A 21,042-nucleotide genomic window follows, 5' to 3' on the forward strand; every position below is an offset into this window, starting at 1 on the left:
AGGGTTAACATGAATACACATGAAATAATAAATGAAATTGATATAAATGAAATCCTTGAGGAATCTAAAAATTTCTCTAAAGAAGAAATACTTGAAATAATAGAAAAATCTAAAGATTGCTATGGAATAGAGATACTAGAAGCAGCTAAACTTCTTCAAGTTGAAGATGATGAAATACTAGAGAAGATGTTTGAAGCTGCTAGGTATATAAAGGAAAAAATATATGGAAGTAGGATAGTAGTATTTGCACCACTTTATACTTCAAATGAATGTACTAATAACTGTCTTTATTGTGGATTTAGAGTGACTAACAAAGATCTTCATAGAAAAACTCTTTCAACTAATGAAGTTATAAATGAGGCAAGAACAATAGCAAGTCAGGGACATAAAAGAGTTCTATTAGTTTGTGGAGAGGATAGAAAAACTACTAATATAGATCATATTGTAGAAAGTGTGAAATCTATATATGAAAATGCTGATATAAGAAGAATAAATGTAAATGCTGCACCTATGAGTGTTGAAGAATTTAAAAAGTTAAAAGAAGCAAAGATTGGAACATACCAAATATTCCAAGAAACATATCATAGAGAAACATATAAGAAAATGCACGTAAGCGGATCTAAAGCAGATTATGATTATAGATTAACTGCAATAGACAGAGCTTATGAAGCTGGAATAGATGATGTTGGTATAGGAGTATTACTTGGACTTTATGATTATAAATTCGATGTTATAGCAACACTTATTCACTCAGATTACTTAGATGAAAAATACAATGTTGGACCACATACTATATCTATACCAAGACTTAGACCAGCTTTTGGATCTGGACTTGATAAAGTTCCGTATCCTCTTTCTGATAAGGATCTCAAAAAAGTTGTAGCAGTTTATAGAATGGCTGTTCCATACACTGGAATAATTCTTTCGACTAGAGAAAGTAAAGAGCTTAGAGATGAACTTATAAATCTTGGTGTATCTCAAATGTCTGCAGGGTCTAAGACTAATCCAGGAGGATATGAAGAAGACGATAAGCAAGCTGATCAATTTGTTACAAGTGATGAAAGAGGACTTGATGAAATGCTTAAAGTTATATGCGAGCAAGGACATCTTCCAAGCTTTTGTACAGCTTGTTATAGAGCTAAAAGAACAGGGGAAGCCTTCATGGAACTTGCAAAACACTCACATATTCATGAGTTTTGTCAACCTAACTCAATACTCACATTCAAAGAAAATCTAGTTAATAATGCATCGGAAGAAACAAAGAAAATAGGAGAAAAGATGCTACAAGTAGAACTTGAAAAAATAGATGATGAGAAACTAAAAGAAGAAACTAAAAGAAGACTTAAAAGAATAGAGCAGGGAGAAAAAGACTTATACTTCTAGGAGGATTCTATGAACGAAATAAAACACCACCTGATAATGACAGGCTCAACAAGCCATATGTTAAGAGGAGATAAAGTGCTAAAGGATAAGGGCATTGAAACTGCCCTTGTTCCGGCTCCTGCTGAGTATGGATCTGTTTGTGCTATAGCTATAAGAGTAAGAAAAGAAGATAGCGATATAAGTGAAAAATATTTAAGAGAAAATGATATAGTAATATCTGGGATATATGAAGAAAAGCCTCAAAGGCTAACGGGACTAATAGAAAAAATAAGAAACTCTGTTATAAGAGAAGAATTTCTAAGTATACTTAAGAAAGTCGAGGAAGGATTAGAACTTAGCTTTGAAGATATAGTAATCTTACTTAAGGCTGAGGGTACTGCTGAAAAAGAAGCTCTATTTAAGGCAGCTGATGAAATGAGAAAAGAAATACTTGGAGATGTAGTTGATATAAGAGGAGCTATAGAGTTTTCTAATTACTGTAGAAAAGACTGCAAATACTGTGGAGTTAGAAAAGGACTAACTACTCTTGAAAGATACAGAATGGATGAAGAGGAAATAATGGAAATAGTTCATGAGCTTCACTCCTTAGGTCTTAAAACTGTTATACTTCAATCAGGAGAAGATCCATTTTGGACTAAAGAAAAAATAGGAAATTTAATAACTAGGATAAAGAAAGAAACAGGAATGAGAATAACTTTAAGCTTAGGGGAAAGGCCAAGGGAAGAATTTGAATACTTCAAAGAACTTGGAGCAGATAACTATCTTCTAAAAATAGAAACCACTAATAAAGATATATTCGAATATGTTCATCCAGATGATGACTATGACCACAGAATAGAGTGCTCAAAGTGGATAAGAGAGCTTGGATATATAAATGGATCAGGATGTATTATAGGTCTTCCAGGTCAAAGAGAAGAAGATATAGCTAAAGATATATTATTCTTTAAGGATATGGGAATAAATATGATTGGTATAGGACCGTTCATACCTGCAAAAGGAACTCCGCTTGAAAAGTATCCTCATGGAAGTGTTGAAATGACACTTAAAGCTGTTGCTGTTACTAGACTTGTATGTAAGAGGGTATATTTACCTGCAACTACAGCTTTAGCATCTATTGACCCTGATGGACAAACAAAGGCTTTAAAAGCAGGAGCAAACACTATAATGCTTATAAATACTCCAAGTAAATATAGATATAACTATCAAATATATTCGGGTAAAAATATGATAGATCTTAAAAGTGCCTATAAAGCTATAAAAGGAGCTAATAGACAGTTCCCACCGTATTTAAAATTTGATATGGAGGTGTTTAGTGATGAACCAAACGCCTAGAAGCAATAGACTACACATAGCTATATTTGGAAGAAGAAATGCTGGAAAGTCATCGCTCATAAACTCTTTGACTAATCAAGATATAGCTCTTGTATCAAATGTAGCAGGAACAACAACAGACCCTGTATATAAGGCTATGGAAATTCTTCCTATAGGACCTGTTGTTATAATAGATACTGCTGGAATTGATGATGAGGGAGCATTAGGAGAGCTTAGAGTTAAAAAGACTATAGAAGTTCTAAATAAAACAGATCTTGCAGTGGTAGTTGTAAATGCACTAGAAGGTGTTACAGACTTTGATAAAGATACAGTAGAAAAAATCAAAAAGAAAAGAATTCCAGTAGTGGGAGCAGTAAATAAGATTGATGAAAAAGAAGTGTCGAATGAAGATCTTATTAAAATAGAAAAAGAACTCGGTATTGATTGTGTAAGAGTAAGTGCTACAAGTAAAGAAGGAATAGATAATCTTAAAGATTTGATAATAAAACATGCTCCTAAGAATGATATAGAAAAGAAAATAGTAGGAGATTTGATAGAGCCAAATGACTTTGTAGTGCTAGTTACACCTATAGATAAAGCAGCTCCAAAAGGAAGGCTTATTTTACCTCAACAACAGACTATAAGAGATATTATAGATCATGGTGGAATTGCTGTTGTAACTAGAGAAAGTGAGCTTAAGAGCACATTAGATAATCTAGGCAAAAAACCTAAGTTAGTTATAACAGATTCTCAGGCATTTAAAATAGTAGATGAAATAACTCCAAAAGATATTCCTATGACTTCTTTTTCTATATTATTTGCTAGATATAAAGCAGATCTTGAAGAACTAGTTATAGGAGTTAAAGCTATAGAAACTTTAGAAGAAAATGATAATGTTCTTATATGTGAAGGATGTACTCATCACAGACAAGAAGGTGATATAGGAAAAGATAAAATACCTAAGTGGATAGAAGAAATATCAAATGCTAAACTAAATTTTGAATGGGTTTCTGGAGTTAGCTATCCAAGTCCAGAAGAAATGAAAAAATACAAGCTTATAGTCCACTGTGGAGGATGTATGCTAAATGCAAAGGAAATGCAGTATAGAGTAAATCATGCAGTAGAAAATAGCACCCCTATAGTTAACTATGGAGTACTTATAGGACATGTAACTAAAGTTTTAGATAGAGCACTTGATCCATTCCCTGTAGCTAAAGAGCTTTATAAAGGATAATCCTGTAGAAATTTTCTACAGGATTTTTTTCACAAAAATTTAATCACCGAAGTAAGATAAATTGAGGACAAAAACATTATCAAGAGGGTGATTAAGTGAAAATAAGACTTAATAGTATAAGATTAAAAATAATATATTCTATACTTCTTTGTTCTATCTTTATAGCTTCATTAGTTGGAGGAGTTAGTGTACTAAGAACAAGAAGTATGATAGAAGAATATGCTCAAAAAGAACTCAGATATATATCAGAAAATAAAGGATATGAATTTGAAAATATTATGGATAATATATCAAGTTCAGTTGAAAGGTTAGGTGATACGGCACTAAACTTATTTGATATAAATGAATTTAATCAAAATGAATCGTATTTAAGAGAGTATATAAACGAAATGGATAGCATTATAAAAAGATACTCAGAAAATACTAAAGAAACATTTGGAGCTTATATATATCTAAATCCAGAGCTTAAAAATAAAGCATATGGAATATGGTATGCAGATATAAGTGGAAACAGAAACTTTCAAATACAAGAAGAAATATCGATTGATGAATTTAATAGAAATAATCCAGCTATGAATTGGTACTATAATGCAGTAGATAATAAAAGCGGAACTTGGATAGACCCTTACATGGAAAAAAGTATAAATAAATACTTAATATCCTACACTAAGCCTATATATGTAGACAATTTATTGATAGGGGTAGTTGGAATGGATATAGACTTTGATGTAGTTAAAGATGCAGTAAGAAAAATAAGGGCATATGATACTGGATATGCATTTTTGCTATCTAAAGAATACAACTTCTTAGCTCATCCTACATTAAAAATGGAAGATAATCTAAAAAATATAGACAATGGATCACTTGCATTTATGGCTGATGAGATATATCAGAATAAATCAGGAGTAATATCATACAAATTTAAAGGAGAAGATAAGATACTTGGATATTCGCATTTAAATAATGGATACACACTTGTAACATGTGTTGAATTTAATGAAGTATTTAGTGAAGTTAATAAGCTTGTAAGATTATCTATAACAATAATACTTTTAGGTGTAATACTAGCTATATCTATATCTTTATATATAGGAAATAAACTTACAAAACCTGTAATAGGAGTTACAGATGCACTAAATAAAACGGCAAATCTTGATATAAGTGATAACAAAGAATATGAATACCTTCTAAATTATAAAGATGAATGTAAGGATATGGGTAAATCTATAATAAAATTAAGGAAGGTTCTAAGAGATAGTATAAAAGTTCTTCATAAAAACTCTAAAGAGCTAATGCACCACAGCACATTATTAACCAAAAACATAGAAGAATCATCATATGCTATTGAAGAAGTATCAAAGTCAACTGATGAGCTTGCAACAGGTGCTACAAAGCAAGCACAAAGTGCACAAGAAGGCCTTCAAAAGCTTGAAGATTTAGCTAAAAAGATTGATATATTAGGAAATGAAACTAAGATAATAAAAGAAGATATAGAAAATACAATAAGAGTAAATAAAGAAGGAGTAGAGTATGTAAGTGAGCTTAACAAGGCATCAAAAGAAAATGATGATGCAGTTCATAAGTTAACATCGAAAATGATTGAACTAGATAAAAGTTCATATCTAATTTCTAAGGCTGTATCAAGCATAGAAGCTATATCAGATCAAACAAACTTACTTGCACTTAATGCTGCTATAGAAGCAGCTAGAGCAGTAGATGCTGGAAGAGGATTTGTAGTTGTTGCAGATGAAATAAGAAAGCTTTCACAACAAGCTTCAGTTTATACAAAAGAAATAGGAGAAATAGTATTAAGTGTGCAGATAAATATGGAAAGTATGAAAAAAGAAATAGAATACGCAGTAGAAGCTGTTAAAAAATCTAATGAAGCATCATCAAATGCAGAAAAATCCTTTAATGAAATAGATAATGCTGTAAGCAAAATAATAAGAGAGGTTAGTACATTTGTAAAAAATATAGAAAGTATAAATGATGATAAAGACGATGTAGTTGCTTTTATACAAGAAATATCATCAATATCACAAGAATCAGCTGCTTCAACTCAGCAAGTTTCAGCATCTGTTGAGGAACAATTCTCATCTATGGAAGAGATATCATCCTCAGCTGAAGCCCTCTTAAACATAGTAAAAGAGCTTGATGAAATAGTTAACAAGTTCAAGATATAAAGTGGTGGAATATCCACCACTTTTTTGTGTGATTTCCACAAAAAAACTGTAATAAAAAATAAAATTTAAACTAGAAATATAGTAAGATATGGAGTATAATCTATAAGGCAATCAATAACAATCTGTATAAATAGGGGGAATAGTGGTGGATTTTTCAGAGCAAGAACATGATGAAAAATTAACTGGAAAAGGCGGATAGATTTATAATTCAGAATATTGAGAAATATATAACAGAATTATAAATAAAACTCGAAAGGACGATGAGACATAAAATGGATAAGAAGATTTTAACGCCGCCAGAAATAGCACAGGCGATAGTGAGTGCTGGAATAAAAAAAGCTAATTTATCAACTATACAAATGGTACTTTTAGGATTATTTGCAGGTATGTTTATAGGATTTGGGGGTCACGCTTACATTACTGTAATGCAAACAATGAAACATATAGATGTTGGACTTATGAAACTTGTAGGTGGAATGGTATTCCCGGTAGGACTTATGATGGTTATTATGGCAGGTGGAGAGCTATTTACAGGAAATTGCCTTATGACTTTGGCACTTATGGATAAAAAAATAACTTTAAAACAAATGCTTAAAAACTGGGGAATAGTATATACGACAAACTGTCTAGCAATAGCTATAATGGCACTTGTAGTAGTGAGAACAGGATACTACAATGTAGGAGATCCTGTATATGATCTAGCAGTATCTATTGCTAATGGAAAAATGGCACTTGATTTTACTACAGTATTTATAAGAGGAATACTTTGTAATATATTAGTAGTTCTTACAGTATGGATGGTAGCTGGAGCACCAGATATGATATCTAAGATATTTGCATGTTGGTTCCCTATAATTGTATTCGTATTAGGAGGATTTGAACATAGTATAGCAAATATGTTCTTTTTACCTGTAGCAAAGTTTGCAGGTCTTGATATAACTTGGGTAGATATGATGGTTAGAAATATAATACCAGCTACTCTTGGAAATATAGTTGGGGGAGCTATAATAGTTCCTGTTGTATACTATGTAGCATATATACTTCCAACTAAAGAAGTAAAAAAAGCTCCTGTTCAAAGTTACGTAGCTATAACTAAAGAATAAGATGAAGCCAATTGGCTTCATCTTTTTTTATTATATATCAAAATGGATTTCTTTGAATATTATATTATAAAACGGAGTTTCAAAGGACGTGTTATTATGGAAAAATATGATAAATTAGAAAGTATATACGAAACATTGTTTAAGATAATTCCTTATGCTGTTTTGATATTAGAAAATGGTGAAATAGTTGATTGTAACCAAACAGCTATTTGTATGTTTGGTTACGAAAATAAAGATGATATTATAGGGGTTGAGCCATTTAAACTATCTCCTACAATACAACCAAATGGATTAATATCAGATGAAAAAGGTAAAGCACAAATTCAATATGCACTATCAAACGGAAATCATAAGTTTGAATGGGTTCATAAGAAAAGTGATGGAAGTGTATTTTTTTCAGAAGTAATTTTATCAAAGCTATTTACAGAAGGATCTAATACAATATGTGCAATTATAAGAGATGTAACTGAATGGAAGATAATGCAAAACAAGATAAAAGAAAGTGAAAACAAATATAGAAGTTTGTTTGAGAAAAGCAATGCTGTAATGATTTTAATAGATCCAGAAACTAAAGATATAGTAGATGCTAACGATGCAGCATGTGTGTATTACGGATATACTAAAGAGAAATTGACATCTCTTAAAATTACAGCTATAAATGTATCAAAGAAAGAGGACCTATATGTTCAGATGGAGAGTGCAAAAAATAAAAAGACGAATTATTTTTGCTTTAAGCACAGACTGTCAAGTGGGGAGATCAGAGATGTAGAAGTTTATGGTGGATTAATAGAAATAAACAGTAAGAAACTTTTGTACTCTATTGTTCACGATATCACAGAAAAAGTAATGTTTGAGCAAAGGCTTATGATACAAAAATCGTACTTTAAACAGCTGTTTGAAAACTCACCAGATGCTATAGCAATACTAGATAATGAAGGAAAAGTAATAAGTATAAACTTAGCATTTAAAGATTTATTTCAATATGACCTAGATGAGATAAAAGGAAAATTAATAACAAATATAATCTGTATTGAAGGCAATCATGAGGAAGATATGAACTGTACAAGAATTGTTCAAAGTGGAAAAATTATAAGAAAAGAAACGATAAGAAAAGATAAACAAGGCAACTTAATTGATGTAAATCTTTTATCATATCCTATAATATATAACGATAAGCAAATAGGAATATACTCTATTTATACTGATATAAGAGAAAGAAAAAAATACGAAGAAAAGATACAGACATTAGCGTACACAGATAGCTTAACAGGCCTATATAACAGAGCATACTTTATAGACAGATTAAATTATGAGATTAATAAAAAAGAAAATAAAAATATAGGCATAATGTTTCTTGATTTAGATGGATTTAAAAAGATAAATGATACATTAGGGCATGTAGTAGGAGATAATGTACTAAAATCATTTGCAGATAGAATAAAAAAATACGTTAGAAAAGAAGATATAATAGCTAGAATGGGTGGAGATGAATTTATAATACTATTACCAAACGTAGAAAAAAATGAAGAAATAATAGATATAGCAAAGAAAATAGTACAAAATCTTGAAAATATATTTGTAATAGAAGAACATAATTTATATTTGACAACAAGTATAGGAATATCAACATATCCAAGTGACGGAACTGATGCCCACACATTAATAAAAAATGCAGATATAGCAATGTATAAAGCAAAAGAAAACATTCACTCAAAAATAGAAGTGTATTCACATAGAGCATCAAGTGAACTTAAAGAAAAATTTATTATAGATAATGATATTAGATCTGCTATTAGCAAAAATGAACTTTATATATGTTATCAACCTATAGTAGATGTAATGAAGAAAAAAATTATAGGAGCTGAAGCATTGCTAAGATGGAACCATAGTGAATTAGGAAGTATTTCACCAAGTGAATTTATACCTATAGCAGAGAAAAATGGATGTATAAATTCTATAGGCAATTGGGTTATAGAAAATGTATGTAGACAAAACAAATTATGGCAAGACTTAGGATACAAAAATATATTTGTATCTGTGAATGTTTCTGTAAGGCAGTTAGAAGAAAAGGATTTTGTAGAGAAAATAAAAAGCATACTAAAATCTACCAATCTAGATCCTAGATACTTAGAAATAGAAATAACAGAAAGTGCATATATGGAAAATATAGACAATATAATAAGTGAGTTAAAAAAATTAAAAGATATAGGAGTAGGAATAAGTATAGATGATTTTGGAACTGGATATTCTTCACTTAGTCAGCTTAGCAGGCTAAATATAGATAAACTAAAAATAGACAAATCATTCGTAGATAATATAGAGAATAATGATACAAATATAAAAATAGTAGGTGCAATAATAATGGTTGCGAAAAGTCTTAATATAGACGTTATTGCTGAAGGTGTTGAGAATAAAAGACAGTTAAGTATACTAAAAAAACAAAGGTGTAAAAAAGTTCAAGGATATGTATTTAGCAGGCCCCTTACACCTGATGAATTTGAAAAAAGGCTTATAAGACAATGAAAAAGAAGAACGCAAAATGTTCTTCTTTTTTTGTCTATTTACCACTATAAACCTATATAAATATATAGAATTATCTGATATAATGTAGAAAAATACATACAAAACTTCAAAAAGAGGTGAATGTAAGGTGAAAAAAAGATCAGGTAATTTTTTTACAAGTAGTGTAAGAAACAGGCTTTTAGTTATCATAATATTATCTATTATGTTACCAGTACTTGCACTAGGATACTTTTCTCATAGTAAATCGTTCGAAATTTTAAAGGACAAGCTAGTTGTAACATCACAACAGGTTCTTAATCAGTCTAAAGACTCTGTTGATGAATACCTTTTTGGACTTGAAAAGCAAATACTTGCTTTAAGTGATAATTTATCCTTTAGAAATATAGAAGATCAAGGCATGAGAGATATGGCCGTTGAGTTTCTAAGAAATATTTCAGAAAATAATCCTAGTATGATAAACACATATTTTGCACTTGAAAATAAAGATATGCTTATATATCCACATATAGATTTGCCAGAGGGGTACGACCCAACTTCTAGACCTTGGTATCAAGGAGCTATAAAGGATATAAATAAAACATACTTTACAGATCCATATGCAGATGCTACTACTAATGAAATTGTAATGACTATATCAAGAGCTGTAGTAGAAAATGGAAAAGTAATAGGTGTAATAGGAGCAGATATAGACCTTAAAGTTTTATCACAAAAGATAGGTGATATATCTATAGGAAAAGAAGGTTACGTAGCTATACTTGCAAAAGATGGAAGCATACTAGCACATCCTGATACTAATATGATAGGAACTGATATACCTATACAGCTTGGAATATGGGATGAAATGAAAGATAAAGATAGTGGATTTATAGAATATACTTATTCGGGAACAAATAGGTTTTCAAGCTTTGTAACAGATGAAGTATTAGGGCTTAAGTTTATGGCAGTTTTGCAAGAACATGAACTTTTAAATGACACTAATGTTATAAGAAATTTCATATTATTTATATTAGCTATAGCTATTTTATCAGGAGCAGTTATAGCATTCTTTATAGCTAGAAGTACAGCAAATTCTATAAATGTACTAAACAGAGTATTTGAAAGTGCTGCAAATGGTGATTTAAGTATTAGAGCTACAAGTAAATATAATGATGAATTTGGAAAGCTTTCTGAAAATTTCAACACTATGATTGAAAACATAAGTGGACTAATTAAAGATGTAAAAAGTTCATCAAAGGTGGTATTAGATGCATCAACTATGCTTTCTGATATAACTGATCAAACTAGCATGTCAGCTTCAGAAGTTGCAAAGGCTGTTGAAGAAATAGCTAAAACTTCAAGCGAGCAAGCATCTGATACTGAACATGGAGCTATGAAGATAGAAGACCTTGCTAAAAATATAGAAGATGTAACTTCATCTACTGACAATATAAATAATATATCTAATGAGGCTGATAAGCTAAGTGCTAAGGGACTTCAAATAGTAAATACATTAACTCAAAAATCAAAGGAAAGTGAAATTTCAGCAATAAAAGTTAATGAAATAGTTTCTGATGTTAGTAATTCTTCTATTGAAATTGGAAGTATTACAGATACTATAACTCAAATAGCAGAGCAAACAAATTTACTAGCACTTAATGCTGCTATAGAAGCTGCAAGAGCTGGAGAGCAAGGAAGAGGGTTCTCTGTTGTAGCTGAGGAAGTTAGAAAGCTTGCAGTACAATCTTCTAGTGCGGCTAATGAAATAAAAGCTTTAATAGATGGTATACAGCTTAAATCTCAAAATGCTGTTAAAATGATGGATGAATCTAGAACTATAGTTAAAGACCAAACTCAAGCAGTTATTGATACTGAAAACATATTCAATGAAATATCAAATTCTATAAAAGCGTTATTAAGAAGTGCAGAAGAAATAAAAGGATTTAGTAGTGAGATGAGCATTAAAAAAGATGATATTATACAAATAATGGCATCTCTTGCAGCATCAGCTCAACAAACATCAGCTGGAACTGAAGAAGTATCAGCTTCAACTGAAGAACAATTAGCATCTGTTGAGCAAGTATCTTCTTACGTAGATAACTTAAAGAAACTTGCTACTGATTTAGAAGTATCAATTAGTAAGTTTAAAGTAGATTAATAATATAACTTTTAGAAGGAGTATTTTATATAATATAAAATATTCCTTTTTTCTTTTGACCTAATGAACATTTAATTATATACTTTAAAGTGTTATATTTTATATTAAAAGGAGAGAAGACTATGAATATGAACTACATTTACGATAGATTATTAGAAATATTAGATAAAGAAGATATATTAAGAGATGAACCAATGAAAAATCATACTTCATTTAAAGTAGGAGGGCCTGCTGATATACTTGTTACACCGAGAAATGAAGAACAGATAGTTGATATCGTTAAATTTTTAAAGAAAGAAAATATACCTTTCTTTATAATGGGAAATGGATCTAATCTTTTAGTAAAAGATGGAGGAATAAGAGGAGTTGTTATAAAAATAGGTGATAACTACTCTGATTTTGAAATACAAGAAAATATTGTAAAAGCTAAGTCTGGAATATTACTTTCAAAACTTGCCAAAAATATACTAAAATCTGAACTTCAAGGATTTGAATTTGCAAGTGGTATACCGGGAAGTTTAGGTGGTGCAATAGCTATGAATGCAGGAGCTTATGGAGGAGAAATGAAAGATGTTGTGACCTCAGTAAAGCTTTTAGATATGGATGGAAATATATTCGAACTTAGTAATGAAGAAATGGAATTTGGATACAGAAAGAGCATATTGACTAATAAAGATTTAGTGGTGCTTGAGGTTACTATGACTTTTCAAAAAGGAAGATATGAAGATATAAAAGCTATAGTAGATGATATAACAATAAAAAGAACTACAAAGCAACCACTTAATCTTCCAAGTGCAGGAAGTACATTTAAAAGGCCAACAGGATACTTTGCAGCTAAATTAATAGAAGATGCAGGATTAAAAGGAGTTAGCTTTAAAGATGCACAAGTTTCTCCAAAACACTGTGGATTTGTTGTTAATTTAGGAAATGCTAGTGCAAAAGATATATTAAGCTTAATATCTATAATCAAAAAGACTGTTAATGACAAATTTAATGTTCTTTTAGAAGAAGAAGTAAAAATAGTAGGAGAAGACTAAAAAGGAGAGCTTCAAATGAAAATTATTGCAGATTATCATACTCATACAACTTACAGTCATGGAAAAGGAAGTATAGAAGATAATGTCAAAGCTGCTATAAGTAAGGGACTGAAGACTATAGGTATATCAGATCATGGATATAAACATTTAGGATTTGGTGTAAAGTATAAAGATATACCTAAAATGAGAAAAGAAATAGATGAATTAAGAAAGAAATACCCTCAGATTGAAATACTTATGGGAATTGAAGCTAATATATTAGATGATGAAGGCAATATTGATGTAGATAAAGAAACTCTAAAATATTTTGATTATATAATGGCAGGATATCACTTTGGATCTATGCCTACACGACTTATAAAAGGTAGTATATATCATATTCTAAACTTTATGGGTCCCCTTAAAAAGGGCGCTATAAAGTACAACACAAGGGCAGTTGTAAATGCTATGAAAAAGCACAATATATTTATAATTACTCATCCTGGTGCTAAGGCTATGATAGATCTTAAGGAAGTTGCAAGAGTTGCTAAAGAAACTGATACAGCTCTTGAAATTAACTCTCATCATGGGCATTTGACTGTAGATGAGCTAATGTTAGTTAAAGATACAGGAGTTAAATTTGCTATAGGTTCAGATGCTCACGCTCCTGAGGATGTAGGTAAATTCACAAGTGCAATAGAAAGAGCAAGAGAAGCTAAAGTAAATGAAGAACAAATAATAAACATAAATTAACTGTATTTTGATGGGAGATGAACATAGTGAGATTTGTAATAGTTACAGGGCTATCTGGTGCAGGAAAAAGTGAAACTATGAAGGTTTTAGAAGATTTAGGATTTTACTGTGTTGATAATTTGCCTCCAACTTTGATATCTAAATTTGCACAACTTTGCTACCAATCTACTAGCTCTATAGATAAAATAGCTTTAGGTATAGATATAAGAGGTAGAAGATTTTTTAATGATTTAAATGATAGTTTAGAGGAGCTTTCAAGTAGTGGATACGAATACGAAATATTATTTTTAGATTGTGATGACAATGTACTTGTTAAAAGATATAAAATGACAAGAAGAAATCACCCTTTATCATCTGAAACTAATATACTCGAAGGAATTCAAAAGGAAAGAAAGATGCTTCAAGACCTAAAAGAAAGAAGCAATCATATAGTAAATACAAGCAATATGACTCCTAAGGACTTAAAAGAAGAAATTAATGAAATATACTTTAGTGGGGGAAAGAAAAATAACCTCATAATATCTTTAACATCATTTGGATTTAAACATGGGATACCACTAGATGCAGATTTAGTTTTTGACGTTAGGTTTATGCCAAATCCATACTATGTAGTTGACCTTAAAGAAAAAACAGGAGAACATGAGGAAGTTAGAAATTATGTAATGAATTCTCCTGTAAGTATAGAGTTTTATGAGAAGCTAAAGGATATGGTTGAATTTTTGATACCTCAGTATATATTAGAGGGAAAGAACCATTTAGTTATAGCTATTGGGTGTACAGGTGGAAGACATAGATCAGTTACTATATCTCACCTACTTTACTATTATCTCAAAGATAAAGGCTATAGGGTCCTTAAAAAGCACAGAGATCACACATTAAGATAGTTGGAGGATTTTATGGACAATTTAAGTATAATAAAGGACATAGCACTTATAATTTGTTTAATAGTTATAATCTACACAAGTAATCAAAATATTAAAGCTAAAAGAATAATACAAAGGCTTAAAGCTGGCCCGAAAGTAGTAGTTATAGGTGGAGGAACTGGTCAGTCTATATTCTTAAGAGGACTTAAAAAATTTACAGACAATATAACTGCTATAGTTACAGTTTCAGATGATGGCGGTGGATCTGGGGTTTTGAGAGAAGACCTTGGAATGCTTCCGCCGGGGGATATAAGAAACTGTATATTAGCACTTGCTGATATAGAGCCAACTATGGAAAAGATTATGCAATACAGATTTACAGAAGGAAGTCTTAAGGGCCAAAGTTTTGGAAATTTATTTCTTGCTGCAATGAACGGTATATATGGAAATTTTGAAGTAGCAGTTTCTAAAATATCAGAGATATTTGCTGTTAAAGGGAAAGTGCTTCCTGTTACAACCGAGGATATACAGCTTTGTGCAAAGCTTAGAAACGGAAATATCATATGTGGTGAATCTAATATACCAAAGGAAACTAAAAATCAAAAAAGTAAAATAGAAAAAGTTTTTTTAGATCCAGAAAGTCCAAAAGCTTTAGATGATGTTATAGTTTCTATAAAAAATGCAGATATTATCGTAATAGGTCCGGGAAGTTTGTATACTAGCGTAATACCTAATTTGCTAGTTGATGGGGTTGTAGATGCACTTTATAGTGCTAGATCTCTAAAAATATATGTATCAAATATAATGACACAGCCTGGTGAAAGTGATGATTATAATGTATATGATCATGCAAAGGCAATAATAGATCATACCAAAAAAGGAATTATAGATATAGTTATAGCTAATACGCAAAAAATACCTGATGATATATTGACAAAATATGAAGAAGAAGGATCAAAACAGGTATTACTAGATAAAAATCAAGTTAAGAAATTAAATAGCATGGGTATTGAGGTATTAGAAGATGGCCTTGTAGAAGTAAGAAGTAATTATGTAAGGCATGATGCAGAAAAGATTGCAAGCATAGTGACTGCATTAGCACTAAGAGAATAAACTAATATAATTTAAAAAAGAGGAATTATAGCATTTTTGTAGAAATTCTTATTATTATGCATTTTTAAGGAGTGAACACAAAATGAGGGAAGAGATTAGTGCTGGTGGAGTAGTAATGTTTGGAAATGCTATACTTCTCTTAAAAAAATACAACGGCGACTGGGTTCTTCCTAAGGGGAAAGTGGAAGAAGGAGAAGAAAAAAGTGAAGCCGCTCTAAGAGAAGTATTAGAAGAAGGTGGAGTGAAAGCAGATATAGTTAAGTATCTAGGAGAAATTCACTATACTTTCAAAGAAAATTGGGATGAGAGTAGAACTGTACACAAAACTGTATACTGGTATCTTATGAAGGCTAGGGGAATGGATACTATTGCTCAAAGAGAAGAAGGATTTATAGATGCGAAATTTATTCATATGGACAGGGTTGTTGAAATGTCAAAATATGATGATGAGAAAGAAATAATAAAAGTTGCACTTGAAGAAATGAAGAAAATACTATCTTAAATTCAAGTTGTGAAGGTGGTTTGTATGTCTTTTTCAACTCAAACTAAAAATGAATTATCAAGAGTTACATCTTCTAGAAGGTGTTGCGAAATTGCACAACTTTCAGCTATGATAAGAACGAGTGGAACTATTCAGCTTGCTGGCTTTGAAAAACTAAATCTTAAAATATCTACTGAAAATGCATCCATAGCAAGAAGATTATTTAAGCTTCTAAAAAATTGCTTTAATATCCATACAGAAATAATGGTTAGGAAAAATAGCAATTTAAAAAAGAATAATAATTATATACTTGTAGTAAGTAGCAGTATGGGAGCAAGTAATGTTCTGAAAGAAATAGGAGTTTTAAAGCAAAAGGATAATCTAAGTATAAATAGCAAAATACCAAAGCACCTATTTTTAGATGATCAGTGTAAACGGGCGTATGTGAGAGGAGCATTCTTAGGATGTGGTTCTATAAGTGATCCTGAAAAAACATACCATATGGAATTTGTAACTAATAATAGTGAATTTAGTGAAGAATTAAAAAATTTAATAAATGAACTAGGTTTTAATTCAAAAATAGTAAATAGAAAGAATAGTTATGTAATATACTTAAAAGAGAGTGAACAAATTTCTGATTTATTAAACCTAATGGGTGCTCATACTGCACTACTCAATCTTGAAAATGTTAAGATACTAAAGGAAATGAGAAACAATGTCAACAGAATAGTCAATTGCGAAACAGCTAATCTTAGCAAAACTATAAATGCAGCCGTAAGACAAATGGAAAATATAAAATATATAAAAGATACAGTAGGACTTGACTATCTTCCAGAAAATTTAATAGAGATTGCTAAGATAAGACTAGAATATGAAGATATGAGCTTGAAAGAATTAGGGGAGATGCTGTATCCTCCTATAGGTAAGTCTGGTGTTAATCATAGACTAAGAAAGATAGACAGGATAGCAGAAGAATTAAAAATGGAAAAGGGTGGTTAGAATGATAAAAAAAGAATTTGAGGTTCTAAGTTCTATAGGACTTCATGCAAGACCAGCAGCTTTATTTGTTCAGACTGCTAACAAGTTTCAATGTGATATAACAGTTATTAAAGAACAAAGTGAAATAAATGGAAAATCCATAATGGGTATAATGGCTATAGCTGCTTCAAAGGGCGATAAAATAACAGTAATAGCAGATGGTAAAGATGAAAAAGAAGCTATAGAAGCAATAGAAGAATTATTAACTAAACGATTTCCTCAAATGTAAGGTTCCTTTATAAAGGAGCCTTTTTTGTTTAATTCATGATAAAATATAAGTAGTGGGAGGTGAGATATATGGAAAAAGAATTTGTACACCTTCATGTTCACACTGAATATAGCTTGTTAGATGGATTTGCTAGAATTGATAAAGTAATAAATAGGGCAAAACAACTAAATATGAAAGCTATAGCTATAACAGATCATGGATGTATGTTTGGTGTTATAGACTTTTACAAAAAAGCTAAGAAAGAAGGTATAAAACCTATAATAGGTTGTGAGGTGTATACAGCATCGAGGAGTCTAAAAGATAAAGATCCTAATTTTGATAAATATCAGGGACACTTAGTCCTTTTAGCTAAAAACATGACAGGTTACAAAAATATAATAAAGCTTGTATCAAAAGCATATATAGAAGGTTTTTATTATAAGCCTAGAGTAGACTATGATGAGCTAAGAAATCATAGTGAGGGAGTTATAGCTCTTTCAGCTTGTTTAGGTGGAGATATTCAGCAAAGTCTATTAAATAGAAATTATGAAAAAGCTAAAAAGCTTGCTATTGAGCTTGAAAGTATATTTGGAAAAGATAATTTCTACCTTGAAATTCAAGATCATAATATGAAAGAGCAAAAAGAGGTAAACTTAAGCTTACTTAAATTGTCTAAGGAAACTAACATACCACTTGTTGCAACAAATGATGTTCACTATGTTAATAAAGAAGATTCAAAGGTACACGATATACTTCTTTGCATACAAACAGGAAAAACACTACAGGACGAAAATAGAATGAAATTTGAAAGTGATGAATTCTACTTAAAATCTCCAGATGAAATGTATGAGTTATTCTCATATGTTCCAAAAGCACTTGAAAATAGCGTAAAAATAGCTAATATGTGTAATTTAGAATTTGATTTTAATCAAATTCATTTGCCAAAATATGATGTCCCACAAGGATATACTCCAAGGACTTATTTGAGGATGCTTTGTGAAAAAGGAATAAATGAAAGATACGAAAATCCAAGTGAGGATATTTTAAGCAGACTAAATTACGAGCTAGAAGTAATAGAAAATATGGGATATGTAGAATATTTTCTTATAGTATGGGATTTTATTAATTTTTCAAAAGAACATAACATTATGGTAGGGCCGGGAAGAGGTAGTGCAGCAGGATCTATAGTTTCTTATGCTCTTAAAATAACAGATATTGATCCTATAAAATATGGATTGATATTTGAAAGATTTTTAAACCCAGAGAGAATATCTCTACCAGATATAGATATAGATTTTTGTTATGAAAAAAGAGAGAAAGTAATAGAGTATGTTAAAAGAAAATATGGTGAAGACCATGTAGCTCAGATTATTACATTTGGAACATTAGGAGCTAAAGCGGCTATACGAGATGTTGGGAGAGTATTAGGAGTTGGTTATGCACAAGTAGACAGAATAGCTAAAGAAATTCCATTTGCTATAGGAATGACAATAGATAAGGCTCTATATACAAATCCTAATTTAAATAAGATGTATGAAGAAGAAGAGATTACAAAAGAAATAATAGATATAGCAAGAGAATTAGAAGGAATGCCAAGACATGCTTCAACTCATGCAGCAGGAGTTGTTATAGCAAAAGAGTCAGTAGATAATTATGTTCCACTATATATGCATGAAAATTCAGTATCAACTCAATTTACAATGACTACACTTGAAGAATTAGGGCTTATAAAAATGGATTTTTTAGGTCTAAGAACCCTTACAGTTATAAGAGATGCTATAGAACTTATATACAAAGAACATAAAATAAAATTAGACTTTTCTAAAATGGATTATGATGATGAGAAAGTATATGATCTTTTAAGTAGTGGAAACACGCTTGGGATATTCCAACTTGAAAGTGCTGGTATGAGGCAGTTTATGAAGGAACTTAGCCCAAATAACTTTGAGGATATAGTTGCTGGAATATCTCTTTATAGACCAGGTCCTATGGAATCAATACCTTTGTATATAAAGAATAAAAATAATCCTGATAAGGTCGAATATGCACATGAATTACTAAAACCAATTCTTGAAAACACCTATGGAGTCCTAGTTTATCAGGAGCAAGTAATGCAGGTAGTTAGAGATTTAGCTGGGTATTCTTACGGAAGGTCTGACCTTGTTAGACGTGCTATGGGTAAAAAAAAGATGGACGTAATGGAAGAAGAAAGGCATTATTTTATACATGGAAAATTAGATCAAAATGGTAATATAGAAATTCCAGGTTGTGTGAGAAATGGAGTAGCAGAGAATATCGCAAATAAGATATACGATGAGATGATAGACTTTGCTAAGTACGCGTTTAACAAATCTCACGCAGCAGCTTATGGAGTTTTAGGATACCAAACCGCATATCTTAAAACATATTATCCAGTTGAATTTATGGCATCTTTAATAACGAGTGTAATGGGAAATACAAGCAAAGTAGTAGAATATATAAGAGACTGCAATAATATGAATATACAGGTGCTAAAGCCAGATATAAATAAAAGCTTTGCTAAGTTCTCTGTAGAAGGAAAAAATATAAGATTTGGACTTGCTGCAGTTAAAAATGTAGGAGAAAATGCAATAAATGACATAGTAACTGAAAGAGAATTAAATGGAGAATTCAAAGACTTCATAGATTTTTGCAAGAGGGTACAATCTAAAGACCTAAATAAAAGGGTAATAGAAAGCCTTATAAAATGTGGAGCATTCGATGAAATAAGTTCAAATAGAGCACAGCTTATAGCAGGATTTGAAAAAATAATAGATAGTGTTGTAGATGATAGAAGAAAAAATTTATATGGACAGATGTCTTTGTTTGACACTACCACGAATGAAAGCAATAATTTATATACTCTTCCAAAAGTTTCAGAATTCAAAGAAAAAGAAAAACTATTATTAGAAAAAGAAGTACTTGGAATGTATATAAGTGGGCATCCACTATCTGAATATGAAAAAGAACTTATGATGGGAACTAGCATAAACACAAACACTTTATTAGAAGTAAAAGACAACTATGAACAGCTTATAAAATTTGACAATCAAAATGTATTAATAGGTGGATTAGTAATAAATAAAACCATAAAATCAACTAAAAATAACGATATAATGGCTTTTGTTGAGATAGAAGATTTGTATGGAATCATAGAAATTGTAGTTTTCCCTAGAATCCTTCAAAAATATGGACATTTAATTACAGAAGACAATATTTTATTTGTAAAAGGAAGATTAAGCATAAAAGAAGATGAAAGTCCTAAAGTTATAGCTAGTGAATTTAAAGAAATAACAAGCATAAGCGATACAAACATTTACCTTAGAATAGATAGTATACTGAATAAGGAAATTGTAGAAAATATAAAAGGAATTTTAAGAAAGCACAAAGGAAATTCATGTGTATATATATACGCAAACGATGTAAAAAAAGTATTCAAGAGCGAAGATGATTTGATGGTAAATATAAGTGAAGGCTTAATAAAGGAGCTAAGCAATTTTTTAGGAAAAGAAAATGTTAAAATTAAAAATAAGAGTTTAAAAAATATTTAAATTTATGTTATAATATTTTTTACTGAGCGAAAAAAGTAAAATACTTTTTTATTCAAAAATTTTTAATTAGACCGGGATAATATGCGAACTATAGGGACTAATAGTGTCCCTAGTTAAATTAGGAGGTGTA

At 30.5% G+C, this 21,042-nt stretch carries 15 protein-coding genes; all 15 read left to right on the forward strand.

Annotated features, from left to right (window positions below; genetic code table 11):
- Positions 1–9: 9 nt before the first annotated feature.
- The 15 genes from hydG (at position 10) to CLOTH_RS08920 (ending at position 20,912) form a co-directional block, all read left to right on the forward strand.
- The gene (gene hydG / locus CLOTH_RS08850; protein WP_079413234.1) at positions 10–1,383 is read left to right on the forward strand and encodes a [FeFe] hydrogenase H-cluster radical SAM maturase HydG; all 1,374 of its coding nucleotides are present in this window, start codon (positions 10–12) and stop codon (positions 1,381–1,383) included.
- A gap of 9 nt (positions 1,384–1,392) precedes the next feature.
- Complete coding sequence (hydE, locus tag CLOTH_RS08855; RefSeq protein ID WP_331722071.1) at positions 1,393–2,715, forward strand: [FeFe] hydrogenase H-cluster radical SAM maturase HydE; 1,323 nt, start codon at positions 1,393–1,395, stop codon at positions 2,713–2,715.
- Complete coding sequence (hydF, locus tag CLOTH_RS08860; RefSeq protein ID WP_079413236.1) at positions 2,699–3,928, forward strand: [FeFe] hydrogenase H-cluster maturation GTPase HydF; 1,230 nt, start codon at positions 2,699–2,701, stop codon at positions 3,926–3,928. Before hydE ends, hydF begins: the two co-directional genes overlap by 17 nt.
- Before the next feature lie 95 nt (positions 3,929–4,023).
- Complete coding sequence (locus tag CLOTH_RS08865) at positions 4,024–6,111, forward strand: methyl-accepting chemotaxis protein (RefSeq protein WP_079413238.1); 2,088 nt, start codon at positions 4,024–4,026, stop codon at positions 6,109–6,111.
- A gap of 272 nt (positions 6,112–6,383) precedes the next feature.
- Positions 6,384–7,214, forward strand: a complete 831-nt coding sequence (locus tag CLOTH_RS08870; RefSeq protein ID WP_079413240.1) for a formate/nitrite transporter family protein — start codon at positions 6,384–6,386, stop codon at positions 7,212–7,214.
- A 96-nt stretch (positions 7,215–7,310) separates the two neighbouring features.
- The gene (locus CLOTH_RS08875) at positions 7,311–9,737 is read left to right on the forward strand and encodes a bifunctional diguanylate cyclase/phosphodiesterase (protein ID WP_158080499.1); all 2,427 of its coding nucleotides are present in this window, start codon (positions 7,311–7,313) and stop codon (positions 9,735–9,737) included.
- Positions 9,738–9,864: 127 nt separating this feature from the next.
- A complete protein-coding gene (locus CLOTH_RS08880; protein WP_079413244.1) occupies positions 9,865–11,871 on the forward strand; it encodes a methyl-accepting chemotaxis protein in 2,007 nt (668 codons plus the stop codon).
- 122 nt (positions 11,872–11,993) lie between these two features.
- The gene (murB, locus tag CLOTH_RS08885) at positions 11,994–12,908 is read left to right on the forward strand and encodes a UDP-N-acetylmuramate dehydrogenase (protein ID WP_079413246.1); all 915 of its coding nucleotides are present in this window, start codon (positions 11,994–11,996) and stop codon (positions 12,906–12,908) included.
- Between the two features lie 15 nt (positions 12,909–12,923).
- Positions 12,924–13,640, forward strand: a complete 717-nt coding sequence (locus tag CLOTH_RS08890; RefSeq protein WP_079413248.1) for a PHP domain-containing protein — start codon at positions 12,924–12,926, stop codon at positions 13,638–13,640.
- A 26-nt stretch (positions 13,641–13,666) separates the two neighbouring features.
- Complete coding sequence (rapZ, locus tag CLOTH_RS08895) at positions 13,667–14,524, forward strand: RNase adapter RapZ (protein WP_079413250.1); 858 nt, start codon at positions 13,667–13,669, stop codon at positions 14,522–14,524.
- A gap of 12 nt (positions 14,525–14,536) precedes the next feature.
- Positions 14,537–15,616: a gluconeogenesis factor YvcK family protein gene (locus CLOTH_RS08900; RefSeq protein WP_079413253.1), complete on the forward strand. Its 1,080-nt coding sequence runs from the start codon at positions 14,537–14,539 to the stop codon at positions 15,614–15,616.
- A gap of 82 nt (positions 15,617–15,698) precedes the next feature.
- Entirely contained in the window at positions 15,699–16,118 is a 420-nt protein-coding gene (locus CLOTH_RS08905; protein ID WP_079413255.1) for an NUDIX hydrolase, read from the forward strand.
- 24 nt (positions 16,119–16,142) lie between these two features.
- Entirely contained in the window at positions 16,143–17,096 is a 954-nt protein-coding gene (gene whiA, locus CLOTH_RS08910) for a DNA-binding protein WhiA (protein WP_079413257.1), read from the forward strand.
- Between the two features lies 1 nt (position 17,097).
- Complete coding sequence (locus CLOTH_RS08915; protein ID WP_079413259.1) at positions 17,098–17,364, forward strand: HPr family phosphocarrier protein; 267 nt, start codon at positions 17,098–17,100, stop codon at positions 17,362–17,364.
- A gap of 68 nt (positions 17,365–17,432) precedes the next feature.
- Positions 17,433–20,912, forward strand: coding sequence for a DNA polymerase III subunit alpha (locus tag CLOTH_RS08920; protein WP_079413261.1), 3,480 nt, complete (start codon positions 17,433–17,435; stop codon positions 20,910–20,912).
- Positions 20,913–21,042 lie beyond the last annotated feature (130 nt).

It is taken from the genome of Alkalithermobacter paradoxus (genome assembly GCA_002029295.1).
In the GTDB taxonomy this organism is placed as follows: Bacteria; Bacillota; Clostridia; order Peptostreptococcales; family Peptostreptococcaceae; genus Alkalithermobacter; species Alkalithermobacter paradoxus.